This is a genomic window from Clostridioides sp. ZZV14-6150, assembly GCF_020657875.1.
Classification (GTDB): domain Bacteria; phylum Bacillota; class Clostridia; order Peptostreptococcales; family Peptostreptococcaceae; genus Clostridioides.
The window spans coordinates 20,598-32,455 of the sequence record NZ_JAGWDA010000018.1 but is presented as its reverse complement, the minus strand read 5'-3'; the positions used below and the strand labels follow the sequence as shown (position 1 = coordinate 32,455).

The window sequence follows — 11,858 nt, the reverse complement described above, 5'->3', positions numbered from 1 at the left end:
ATATAAAGGGTTAAAAAATAATTATAAAATAAAATTATATGTAATAGTTATTTAATGCAATAGCTATTTACTGAGATAGTTATTTAAAAACGAAATTTTATTAATTTAAATATGGAAAATGAATACCTAAATAAGCAATATTTAATAAATATATTTATATAGAGATAACAATAAAATAAATACTTGAAAGGAAGGAGAGCTATTTAGATTATTAAATAGTATTTATAATATGAAAAAAGGCGATTTTATATGGAGTGGAGTTCTTATTTGTCTTATTGCTATTTTAGTGATACCAAGTAGTAGAGTGGTATTTATGGAAGCAACAGGTGCACATCCATATATTGGAGGTTTTTTCAAGTTTGCTGTGTTAGCAACAATGGGAGACTTACTTGGTGCTAGAATTTTGCATAAAGACTGGAAAATACCAGTAGGAATTTTTTACAGGGCTGTAGTTTGGGGAATTATAGGTGTAGTTACAACATATGCTATGTCAATTTACTCAGCAGGTGTAGGGCAAGCACAAGTAGATGGTATGCTTCCATTTGAAGGAATAGCTTTTGCAAATGCTCTATTTAAAAGTGCAACTATGAATATATTAATGTCACCGACTATATTTTTATTCCATAAGGTTATGGATTGTCTTATAGATAAAAAATACGAAGTTGGAAAGGGCGTTAAGGTAGCTCTTAAAGATGTAGTAAATGTTGTAGACTGGAATGCCTATCTTGGTTTTAGTGTTTTGAAAACTATACCATTTTTCTGGATACCATGTCATACAATTGTATTCTTATTCCCTGCTGAATATAGAGTAATTGCTTCTGCTTTTGCATCTATAGCTCTAGGATTAATTTTAGCATTAGCCAATAAATCTAAAGCTACAAATTAAATTAATATTATTAATGAAGTTAGAGTTATTAAGTTAATATTATTAATAAAGTTAGAGTTGTTAAGTTAAAATTATTGATTGCTGTTTTTAAGAAGCTTAAAATCCCACATTTAATTATAAAGTAATAAGTTATAACTACAAAAAATGGCTGTTGGGACTATTATGATTATAGGTTAAAAAACTTATAACATGTATTAGTTTATAACAGCCATTTTTTATGTTAAGTTAGTAAGTTAAAATCTAAATTAGAGGATTTAAAGAAGCTATTCTAGTTGTAGCTACATAAAGCCTAGATATTTCATACCATGTTTTAAAATCTACTACTCCACTTTGAGGTAAACCAAAAATTCCTTGGAATATTTTAACGGCATTTTCTGTATCTGTTCCATATATACCATCTTCTCTAACCTTTGGAATAGCTGGATAAGAGTTAGATATAGCATTTAACTGATTTTGTATAGTTCTAACATATTGTCCAGAAGAACCAACTTGTAGCGTAGTTCCAGGAAATGATACTGGTACACCACTAACGATAGGAGCTTTTTCAAATACTATTTCATCTCCATAGAAATATCTTAGGATTGCCTCATAATCGTATCCTTGGTCACCTAGGTCTTTACTACCCCATTGAGTCATTTGATCAGGACATTGAGATTTTTGACCATCACAATATTGAGCTAATAATGGCTGTCTTGCGGTAGGAGGTCTTTTTATAAATGTATTAAATATAGCATCTACAGCCACATTAATTGGTTCAAATAGGTTTCTATTATTTATAAATTTATGATCATATGCTGTTGATGAGGTTATTGTAAAATTATATCCTTTGTTTCTATACCATTCAGTAAAGACTCTATTTAAAGTAAATGATATTATCGCTATTACATTTGCATAAATTGTCTGCTCAGGCCAAGTTGAATATATTTCAGATGAAGCTATGTTTTTAATGTACTCTTTAAATGGAATCCAATAATTTGCAGCTGATGTATTTTCTGGCAGACCATCATGAACTACTATAAATTCAGGTACTACAGGGTTATCTAATACAACGAAGCCAGTAGGTGGTGGCAATGGTTTTAAGTTACTTTCTGGAATTTTAGGAGGATAAGTACCATATAAAGTATGTTCTCCTATATCAAAAATCAACTCACTTTGTCTTGAGAAGGAACGCTTACTTCTTGTTCTAGGAAACATGGGAACTCCTTGTCTAGCTTCAATTGTAGCTAGTAATTGTGTCCCTTCTATGACAACTGTCTCATATCCATCTGCTATGGCTTCTACTATATACTGGCTATAAGGCCTAACATCAGATGGTTGTAGAGAGTAATCTACATCTGGTGCTGGTAATACTAATCCAGTCACTTGACCAGATTCATTGCTTATTAGGTTCTGGTATAAAGTTGATGAACTTTGGCTACCATTAGACATTGAATATATGTTTACTGTTGCATTTTGAATGGGTCTATTGTTAGTAGCATCAATTATACTTACTGTTAAGAAACCATCTTGCATCAAATCACCCTTTCTTTAAATGAATTTAGTTCCCTTATATTTCAAGATATGAATATAGCTTGAGATTTGTTAAATAATATAGATATAAATTTAAATTTTTTTGAGTGTTTTTAACTTATTTAATGGTAAAGAGTTTGATATATAAATTTGAATGTAGAAAAATTTAAAATAAAAGCTTAGAGAAAATAGAAATATAGAAAAAAATAAATTAAAAGTAAGTGTATATTTAAAACACAAATAAACTAAAAATAAGAAGTAATTATAAAACATAAATGAATTAAAAACTTTGAAAGGAAAATTACCTATGAAGCTGGATTTATTTTTATTGGCAGTAGTACCTATATTAATAGGTATGTTTTGGATAAGATCTAAAGATAAATATTGTAGAGAACCGTTAATCCATTTAATTAAATTTTTTATGATAGGTGCTTTTTTAAGTGTTATAATTATTCTTTTAGAAAATCTATTAATGAAATTTAATGTATTTGAAGGATATTCAGAATTATTATATGTATCATTTATAGTTGCAGGTCTTGTGGAAGAAGGTGTAAAAGCTTTAATACTAATCCCTTCATTGATTAAAGAAAAGCATTTTACTGAAAAACTAGATGGTATTATTTATTCTGTATTTTTATCTTTAGGATTTGCAACAATTGAAAATATAGTTTATATTTTCTCTGAAAGTAGAAATTTAGCACTACAGGTTGGTATTAATAGAGCAGTTATCTCCATTCCAGCACATGTAATGTTTGCTATTACTATGGGATATTATATTTCTAAGTATAAGTTTGAGGGGAATGAAAGTAAGAAACGTGAATACTTATTTATGGCTGTATTAATTCCGATTTTATTACATGGAGTTTTTGATTTTATATTGATGATAGAATATAGATGGGCTATTATATTATTTATAGTTTATGTAATAATTTTGTGGAAGATAAATCTCGATAAACTTGAAAAATATATGAATAACTCTAAAAAAGTGTTTTTTGGAAACTTAAAGAAAAAGAAAAGAAAATAAATGACGAACAAGCAAAGCAGATAAAAAGGGGGATTATAAATTTGGCAAATTTACCAAAAGAATTTTTAGAAGATATTAGAGAAATACTACAAGATGAATATGATGATTTTATAAAAAGTTATGATGAAGAAAAGACTACTGGTCTTAGAATAAATACATTAAAAATTGACAAAGAAAAATTATTGAATTTAGATTTATTTGATTTATATCAGATACCATGGGCAGATGAAGGTTTTTATTATGATGATAAAATTAATAGACCTGGTAGAAATCCATTACATGAGTCTGGAGCATATTATTTGCAAGAGCCTTCTGCAATGAGTGTAATACCAAAAGCAGATATTAAAGAAGGAGATAAGGTACTTGATATGTGTGCCGCACCTGGTGGCAAATCTACATATATATTATCTAAATTAAAAAACACAGGTTTATTGGTTTCTAATGAGATTAATGCGAGTAGAATTAAAGCTCTAGGAGAAAATTTAGAACGATTTGGGGCAAGAAATTGTATTATAACAAATACTGATTCTAATAGCTTAAGAAAGGCATTTAATGGGTATTTTGATAAGGTGATTATAGATGCACCTTGTTCTGGTCAAGGAATGTTTAGAAAAGATGAAGTGGCCATCTTAGATTGGAGTCATGCAAAAGTACTTGAATGCCAATCTATTCAAAAAGAGATTATAAGAGATGGATATAAAATGTTAAAGAAAGATGGTATTTTAATTTACTCAACATGTACTTTTTCAAAAGAGGAAAATGAACATGTTATAAATGAGTTTATCAGTGAACATCCACATGCAGAACTTGTTGAGATGGAAAGGCTATGGCCTCATAAAATAAAGGGAGAAGGTCATTTTGTAGCCAAGATAAAAAAATTAGAAGAAGAAGAAAGTAATGTAAAAGAATTAAAAATAAAAAATTTAGATAAAGAAATAAAGGATTATAGGGAGTTTGAAAAGAAATTTTTAAAGACTGATTTTTATAGCAATAAAAAAAATAAATTTTATTTAAGAGGGGAAAACTTGTACCTACTTCCTGAAATATATCCAGATACAAAAAAACTAAAAGTATTGAGATACGGTTTGCATTTAGGGGTTTTAAAGAAGAATAGATTTGAGCCTTCTCATGCATTATCTCATTACTTAAAAGTTGAAGATGTAAAAAACGTTGAAAACTTTAGTGTACAAAGCGAATCAATTCTTAAATATTTAAAAGGGGATGTTATAAATTCTAATGAAAGTAGAGGGTGGGTTTTGGTCTCGGTTGAAGATATACCTTTAGGTTGGGGAAAAGAATCTGCTGGAGTAATTAAGAATCATTACCCTAAAGGTCTTAGAAAAGTATTTTAAACTATTAGAAAAAAGAAGTATAATATTTATATTGTAAGTTTATGGTAGATTAGTTTTGCTGTAGATTGACTTAATATTGAACACAGAGGAGACGATTTTAGTGGGTGAAGCAGTTAAAAAAGAAGTTGTAGAGTGGATAAAAGTGATTGTCATAGCTCTTGTTTTGGCATTTGCAATAACGCGTTTTATAGTGCCAACAATAGTTAAAGGAGAATCAATGTATCCTACGCTTGTAGAACGCGATTATTTGATAGTCAATAGAATTGCGTACAAAGTAGGAGAGCCAAAATACAAAGATATAATAGTATTCAAAACCGACTTAACAGAAGAAAATGGAAAGAAAAAAGATTTAGTAAAAAGAGTTATCGGGGTTCCTGGTGACCATGTAAAGATAAAAGACTCCAAGGTATATGTAAATGATAAATTGTTAGATGAGGCTTCCTATATACATAATAATCGTACTGATGGAGATATTGATATTGTAGTTCCAGAAGGAAAATTATTTGCGATGGGAGACAATAGAGAAAGAAGTTTAGATAGTAGATACGATGAGGTTGGATTGGTCGACGAGCACACCGTTTTAGGAAAAGTTCTAGTCAGATTGTATCCATTTTCTAAGATAGGGACTATTGACTAAACATTATAAATATAAAATTTGGAGCAATCGCTGATTAACTGAAATCACCAGGCCATACACAATAGTTGTCTATATTATGATTTGTATAAAAGTATTTACTAAAAAATTTATATACAAATAGACAACACCTTATTTAGTAGACTTATCTAAAAGATAGTGTTTAAAAGTAGCATTATCAATAAAGATAATATAACTATAAAGGAGAATTTGTGAATGAATGAAACTATTAAAGAAGAGATTGTAGAGTGGATAAAAATAATTATTACTGCACTTTTTTTGGCATTTATTATAACTCGCTTTATAAAACCAACATTAGTAAATGGAGAATCAATGTACCCAACACTTAAACCACACGATTACTTAGTGGCAAATAGAATGACATATAAATTATCAGAACCAAAATGTGGAGATATAATGATATTTAAGACTGATTTGTTACAAGATAATGGAAGAAAAAAAGAGCTAGTAAAAAGGGTTATAGGTGTACCAGGTGACCATTTAAAAATTAAAGATTCTAAGGTTTATATAAATGGTAAGTTATTAAATGAAGTTTCATATATACATGATAATTATACTGAAGGCGATATTGATATGGTGATTCCTCAAGGTAAAGTATTTGCTATGGGAGATAATAGAGAAGTAAGTTTAGATAGTAGGTATAAAGAAGTGGGATTAGTGGATGAACAGAATATTAAAGGAAAAGTTATTGTAAGAGTGTTTCCTTTTACACAAATAGGTATTTTTGAGTAGGTGATTTGTATGGCAGTTGGTGTGGCATCTTTATTGTTTAATATTGAAGATGCTTTAAAGCTTTGTGAAAGTACAAAGGAAATAACTCATTTGGAAATTGGTATTGATAATATATCTGAATGTAGTGAGTTATGTAAATATAAGCAGAGAATTTCTAAACTAGGGTTGTCTATAGGAATACACTTACCTATGGAATTAAACACTTGTGAAAATATAGAATATATACGAGCTTCGTGGATAAGTTTTATTGAGAAGATAGAATTAGAGCTAAAAGGATTTGATATAAGGTACTTTAATCTTCATTTGGGTTATATTATGACAAATAGACTTAAAAAGAATAGGGACAAGTATTTAGATAATAGTGTGGATTTTTTAAATAAGATAAATACAGATTCATATATTTGTATAGAGAATACTTATTCAAAAGGTGGCGATTTTTCAAATATTGGAAATATATCCTATGATTTTGAATATATATTTAAGAGGATTAAAAATTCTAAGATTTGTTTTTGTTACGATACTGGACACTGTTTAATTGATGAGGATGATTATTTAAATAACTTGAAAGATAAGATAAAATTGATACACTTAAGTGATAATGATGGTATCAATGATATACATGTTGGTATAGGAAGAGGTATTTTATCTGAAGAGAGTGTTAAAGAGGTTTTAAAATTAGATGCAGAATATTTAGTATTAGAAATAAATTATGAAGACATTGAAGATACTATAAGTAAATTGAATCATATTGTAGGAGAGGGTTAAATACCTCTCTTTATCTTGTTGATATGCCTTGTTGATTAAAATGTATATTCATCAAAAGGAAGGAGATGTTGAAGTGAAGAAAATAAATTTAAAAATAGACGGAAGAAATAAGGAGTATTCATTAGACGAAAATTCTTTGGGAATTAGACTAGGAGATATAGCAAAAGAGTTTTGCGATGAACATAAAGGATATATAACACTTGCAGTTGTAGATAACAAATTGAAAGAGTTAAATTGTAGAGTGAAGAAGGATTGTGAGATAGAGTTTTTAGATACTACAAATGAAGATGGAGAAAGAGTTTACTTTAGAGTCATGTCATTTGTGTTTGTGATGGCTTGCAGAGAGATATTTTGGGACAGCAGAGTTACAATAGAACATTCACTATCTGGTGGACTATATTGTGAAGTTCATATAGAGAGAAAACTTAAAGAAGTTGATATTGAAAATATAAAAAATAAAATGCAAGAGATAATAAATAATGACTACATTATAGAAAAAATAGAAGTTACGAGGGATGAAGCTATTTCTATATTTGAAAATAATGAGATGTATGAAAAAGCAGAGCTTTTGAAATACAAGGAATATGATAGCGCTAAAGTATATAAATGTAGAAACTATATAGACCATTTTTATGGATATATGTTGCCATCAACTGGTTATATAAAATCGTTTGATATCATACTTTACAATGGAGGCATTATAATTTTAGGGCCTAGTGAAGAAGATAAGACTCTTCCTATGAAATTTATACCTCAACCTAAGCTATCAAATGTATATTATGAAGCAGAAGAATGGTCAAGACTCATGGGAATTGATAAGGTAGTATCACTTAACAGAATAATAGAAAATAATGAATATGGAGATATAATAAGAACATTTGAAGCATTACATGAAAAGAAACTATCTCAAATAGCAGATATGATAAAAGATAACAATAAGAGAGTAGTTTTAATAGCAGCTCCATCCTCATCTGGAAAAACAAGCTTTGCTCATAGACTATCAATACATCTTAGAGTAAATAACTTAAATCCGATTTCAATATCTTTAGATGATTATTTTATAGATAGAAAACATACTCCTTTAGATGAATATGGAAACTATGATTTTGAGTCAATTTATGCTATAGATTTAGAGAGATTCAACTTAGATTTAAATAAACTTTTAGCAGGTGAAGAAATTGAGGATATAAGGTTTAACTTTAAAGCTGGAGCAAGGGAGTATACTGGCAAAAAGATAAAGATAGACTCAAATCAACCAATTATATTAGAAGGTATACATGGGTTAAATCCTATTTTAACAGCATCTATACCAGATGAAGATAAATTTAAGATATACATAAGTGCCCTTACTCAAATAAATTTAGATGACCATAATAGAATTCCTACTGCTGATTTGAGAATGATAAGAAGAATTGTTAGAGATTATAATTTTAGAGGATATAGTGCTGATAATACTATTTTGCAATGGGCATCAGTTAGAAGAGGAGAAAAGAAAAACATATTCCCTTATCAAGATGAAGCAGATGCTATATTTAATTCCGCCTGTGTGTATGAATTAGCGGTTTTAAAGCGATTTGCTAAGCCTCTATTGGAAGAAATAGATGAAGATAATCCTGCTTATATTGAAGCGACTAGATTATTAAAGTTTTTACAGTACTTTGTTGAACTAGATGATATTTCTGATATACCAGGAACTTCAATCCTTAGGGAATTTATTGGAGGAAGTAAAATAGTTGATTAGCATGTATTATTGATTATTTTATTGTACTCATATTGAACTAAATATTTTCTTAGAGATACTGAATAATCTATGGTTTGTATTTTAAATAATATTGATGGAGTATTAAAGTGAAAATTCTATTTAGTTATCAAAAATTCTTTGTTTTGTGAGAATTAGTATAGATAATAAATACTGTTTAACTTTAATACTCCTTTTATAATATTATGATATTTTTTATAATATGCTTGAAAAATAAAGATAAGTTTGCAAAAAATAGTTTTAAAGTATAATTTTTTTTAACACTGTTTTATTATAGTATAAACTTGTGCTAAAATAGAGTATATAACATAAGATGATGAGGTGCATATGAATACGTTAGATGAGACATTATTAAAAGAAATTATAAGTTCTAATAAAAAATATACAAATTATGGACAAGTTGCTAGTTACATACCAGAATTAAAAAATGCTCGTAGAAATGATTTAGGAATTTGTATTATAGATAGTGAAAATAACCTTTATAGTGCTGGAAATTGTAGCACGAAATTTACTATACAAAGCATTTCAAAACCAATTGTGCTTGCAATGGCACTTATGGACAATGACTGGGAAGACGTTTTTTCAAATGTTGGAATGGAGCCAAGTGGAGACCCATTTAATTCTATAATGAAACTTGAGACTAATGATACTAAAAAGCCTTGTAACCCAATGATAAATGCAGGAGCAATAGTTACCACTTCTCTTATAAATGGGAGCTGTTTGGAAGAAAAAGAAGAAAGAATGCTTAGTTTTTTTAGAAAGTTGGCAAAAAATGATAATATAGGAATAAATTATGATGTCTATAAGTCTGAAAAAATGACTGGAGATAGAAATAGAGCTATGGCTTATCTGTTAAAAAGTGATGGATTTATCAGAGGTAATGTAGAAGATGTTTTAGACCTTTATTTTAAACAATGCTCAATTGAAGTGGATTCTATAGATTTAGCGAGAATTGGTATAAATCTTGCTAATTATGGAGTAGACATAGAAAATGGAGAGCATTTAATGAGTGAAATGGTATCTAGAATTGTCAAAACCTTTATGATGACTTGTGGAATGTATGATGCTTCTGGGGAATTTGCTATTAAAGTTGGAATTCCTGCAAAATCTGGAGTTGGGGGTGGTATAATGGCTTCTGTGCCAGGACGTATGGGTATTGGTGTTTATGGACCTGCACTTGACAAAAAAGGTAACAGCGTCGCAGGAGTTAAAGTTTTAGAGGAGTTGTCAAATAAACTCAGATTAAATATTTTTTAAAATTTTAAGAAAGGATTTTTTTGACAACAACATATAATTTAATATATAATTAAATTGTAAAGAAATATGAATTAAATAAATTTTTTAGGAGGGGTCAATGAAAGAGGTATTGGTATTACGAGATTTGGAGTGCATAAAGGCTATTGCACATCCACGTAGAATAGATATTCTAAAAGCATTTGACAAATCGCCATTGTCAGCAAAACAATTATCTCAATTATTGGAAGAACCTCATGCAAAAATAAACTACCACATAAAAATGTTATACAAAGTTGGTATTTTAGAATTAGTTGAGGAAAAAATAAAGTCGGGGATTGTGGAAAAATATTATTATCCAAGTGCAAAAAATGTGGTTATAGGGAACAGGATACTTAATTTTTCTTTAGACAATGGGGAAGAAAAAGAAGAATTGTACATATCAAGATTTGAAAATATGAGTGAAGTTTTTTATAAAGCAGCAGAGGAAGATGTTTTAGAAAATGAAAATATAGTTGATTATCATGATATTTCTCTTACTCATGATGAATTAGTTGAACTTAATGACACTATGAAATCAAAGATAGATGAAATTTTAAATAAAAGACAAGACAGCGTTGAAGGTTCTAAGTATGATATAGCTATGGTTGTAGTTCCTACAGTTGAAGAAGAATGTCCTAATTAGAATCATTAATTATGTATTAATTATAAAACATAAGATTAGAGATTGAACATCAGAATTTACTTAATAATCAAAAAATACTTTTGAGCATGAGTAAAATAATGATTTTTAGTCTCTATTTTTTTATGCTATTAGAGTGAATAAATATGCTCTTTGAAATTTATCAAAATGGGTATAATTAAACTATAAATATTAAAATTTATAATTAATCTATACGAAATTAATTATAGTTATACTAAAATCAATACTTACTTATTAAAAGTTTAAAAATTAAAATTATATATAAATAAAAGGAGATTAATATGATTAAATTAGGAACACATATTTCAATAGCAAAAGGATTTGCAAAGGCAGCTGAAACAGCTGTGTATATTGGTGCAAATACATTTCAATTTTTTAGTAGAAACCCAAGAGGAGGAAATGCTAAAGCATTTGATGAAAAAGATATAGCTAAATTTCAAGAGATTAGAAAAGCAAACAATTTTGCACCATTACTTGCACATGCTCCATATACTATGAATCTAGGTGGAGTGAAGGATGATGTTTATGAATTCGCAACACGAGTAATAGATGAAGACATAAGAAGAATGGACTCACTAGGTATAGAATACATGTGTTTTCACCCTGGAAGTCATGTAGGCGGTGGAGTAGACTTTGGTATAGATAGAATAGTAAAAGGGCTAAACAATGCTATTAAAGGAGATGAAAATATAACGATACTCCTTGAAACAATGTCAGGAAAGGGAACTGAAATAGGATTTAGTTTTGAGCAGTTAAAGAGCATAATAGATAATATCGAACATAAAGAAAGAATAGGTGTGTGTCTTGATACATGTCATATTTTTTCAGCTGGTTATGATATAGTTAATGATTTGGATGGAGTTTTAGAGGAATTCGACAAGGTTATAGGTATAGATAGATTAAAAACTATACATCTAAATGATAGTATGATGCCATTTGGAGATAAAAAAGATAGACATGCTGCAATAGGTGAAGGTAAGATAGGACTAAAAGCTTTAACTGATTTTATGGAACATCCAAGCATTAAAGATTTGCCATTTTTCTTAGAAACACCTTTTGATGATGAAGGTCATAAGATAGAGATTAAGATGATTAAAGAAATTTTATCTAGTAAATAATATTTTAATGTGATGTAGATAGTATTTTGATTTGATATAAATAATATTTTGATGCTATGTAGATTAAATTTAGATTAGAAGTTAGTGAAATATAGATTGGTATATTATGAAGCATATTAAAT

11 protein-coding genes are annotated in these 11,858 nt (G+C 28.6%); 10 read left to right on the top strand and 1 reads right to left on the bottom strand.

Features of this window, described 5'->3' with window-relative positions; genetic code table 11:
* The first annotated feature begins 229 nt into the window (after positions 1 to 229).
* The gene (locus KGF41_RS17505) at positions 230 to 886 is read left to right on the top strand and encodes a hypothetical protein (protein WP_227857018.1); all 657 of its coding nucleotides are present in this window, start codon (positions 230 to 232) and stop codon (positions 884 to 886) included.
* A gap of 240 nt (positions 887 to 1,126) precedes the next feature.
* Here the strand turns inward: KGF41_RS17505 and sleC are convergent, their stop codons facing one another.
* Positions 1,127 to 2,398 carry a spore cortex-lytic germination protein SleC gene (gene sleC, locus KGF41_RS17500; RefSeq protein ID WP_227829977.1) on the bottom strand — a complete coding sequence of 424 codons (1,272 nt, stop codon included), beginning with the start codon at positions 2,396 to 2,398 and terminating at the stop codon, positions 1,127 to 1,129.
* A 304-nt stretch (positions 2,399 to 2,702) separates the two neighbouring features.
* Here sleC and KGF41_RS17495 point away from each other — a divergent pair, with 304 nt between their 5' ends.
* The 9 genes from KGF41_RS17495 to KGF41_RS17455 all read left to right on the top strand — a co-directional run bounded on the left by KGF41_RS17495 (position 2,703) and on the right by KGF41_RS17455 (position 11,736).
* Positions 2,703 to 3,419 (top strand): PrsW family intramembrane metalloprotease, encoded by a 717-nt coding sequence (locus tag KGF41_RS17495; protein WP_227829976.1) that lies wholly within the window; start codon positions 2,703 to 2,705, stop codon positions 3,417 to 3,419.
* A gap of 41 nt (positions 3,420 to 3,460) precedes the next feature.
* Positions 3,461 to 4,771, top strand: a complete 1,311-nt coding sequence (locus tag KGF41_RS17490; protein ID WP_227829975.1) for an RsmF rRNA methyltransferase first C-terminal domain-containing protein — start codon at positions 3,461 to 3,463, stop codon at positions 4,769 to 4,771.
* A 100-nt stretch (positions 4,772 to 4,871) separates the two neighbouring features.
* Entirely contained in the window at positions 4,872 to 5,408 is a 537-nt protein-coding gene (gene lepB / locus KGF41_RS17485) for a signal peptidase I (protein ID WP_227829974.1), read from the top strand.
* A 213-nt stretch (positions 5,409 to 5,621) separates the two neighbouring features.
* The gene (lepB, locus tag KGF41_RS17480) at positions 5,622 to 6,158 is read left to right on the top strand and encodes a signal peptidase I (protein ID WP_227829973.1); all 537 of its coding nucleotides are present in this window, start codon (positions 5,622 to 5,624) and stop codon (positions 6,156 to 6,158) included.
* A 9-nt stretch (positions 6,159 to 6,167) separates the two neighbouring features.
* Entirely contained in the window at positions 6,168 to 6,923 is a 756-nt protein-coding gene (locus KGF41_RS17475; protein WP_227829972.1) for a sugar phosphate isomerase/epimerase family protein, read from the top strand.
* 73 nt (positions 6,924 to 6,996) lie between these two features.
* Entirely contained in the window at positions 6,997 to 8,664 is a 1,668-nt protein-coding gene (locus KGF41_RS17470) for a nucleoside kinase (protein WP_227857017.1), read from the top strand.
* 345 nt (positions 8,665 to 9,009) lie between these two features.
* On the top strand, positions 9,010 to 9,939 hold the full coding sequence (gene glsA, locus KGF41_RS17465; protein ID WP_227850757.1) for a glutaminase A: 930 nt from the start codon (positions 9,010 to 9,012) through the stop codon (positions 9,937 to 9,939).
* A gap of 97 nt (positions 9,940 to 10,036) precedes the next feature.
* On the top strand, positions 10,037 to 10,600 hold the full coding sequence (locus tag KGF41_RS17460; protein ID WP_227433610.1) for an ArsR/SmtB family transcription factor: 564 nt from the start codon (positions 10,037 to 10,039) through the stop codon (positions 10,598 to 10,600).
* A 299-nt stretch (positions 10,601 to 10,899) separates the two neighbouring features.
* Positions 10,900 to 11,736, top strand: coding sequence for a deoxyribonuclease IV (locus KGF41_RS17455; RefSeq protein ID WP_227842753.1), 837 nt, complete (start codon positions 10,900 to 10,902; stop codon positions 11,734 to 11,736).
* Positions 11,737 to 11,858 lie beyond the last annotated feature (122 nt).

Coding starts and splice junctions, on each gene's coding strand:
- KGF41_RS17505 (WP_227857018.1), top strand. CDS start 230: ATGAAAAAAGGCGATTTTATATGGAGTGGAGTTCTTATTTGTCTTATT.
- sleC (WP_227829977.1), bottom strand. CDS start 2,398: ATGCAAGATGGTTTCTTAACAGTAAGTATAATTGATGCTACTAACAAT.
- KGF41_RS17495 (WP_227829976.1), top strand. CDS start 2,703: ATGAAGCTGGATTTATTTTTATTGGCAGTAGTACCTATATTAATAGGT.
- lepB (WP_227829973.1), top strand. CDS start 5,622: ATGAATGAAACTATTAAAGAAGAGATTGTAGAGTGGATAAAAATAATT.
- KGF41_RS17475 (WP_227829972.1), top strand. CDS start 6,168: ATGGCAGTTGGTGTGGCATCTTTATTGTTTAATATTGAAGATGCTTTA.
- glsA (WP_227850757.1), top strand. CDS start 9,010: ATGAATACGTTAGATGAGACATTATTAAAAGAAATTATAAGTTCTAAT.
- KGF41_RS17460 (WP_227433610.1), top strand. CDS start 10,037: ATGAAAGAGGTATTGGTATTACGAGATTTGGAGTGCATAAAGGCTATT.
- KGF41_RS17455 (WP_227842753.1), top strand. CDS start 10,900: ATGATTAAATTAGGAACACATATTTCAATAGCAAAAGGATTTGCAAAG.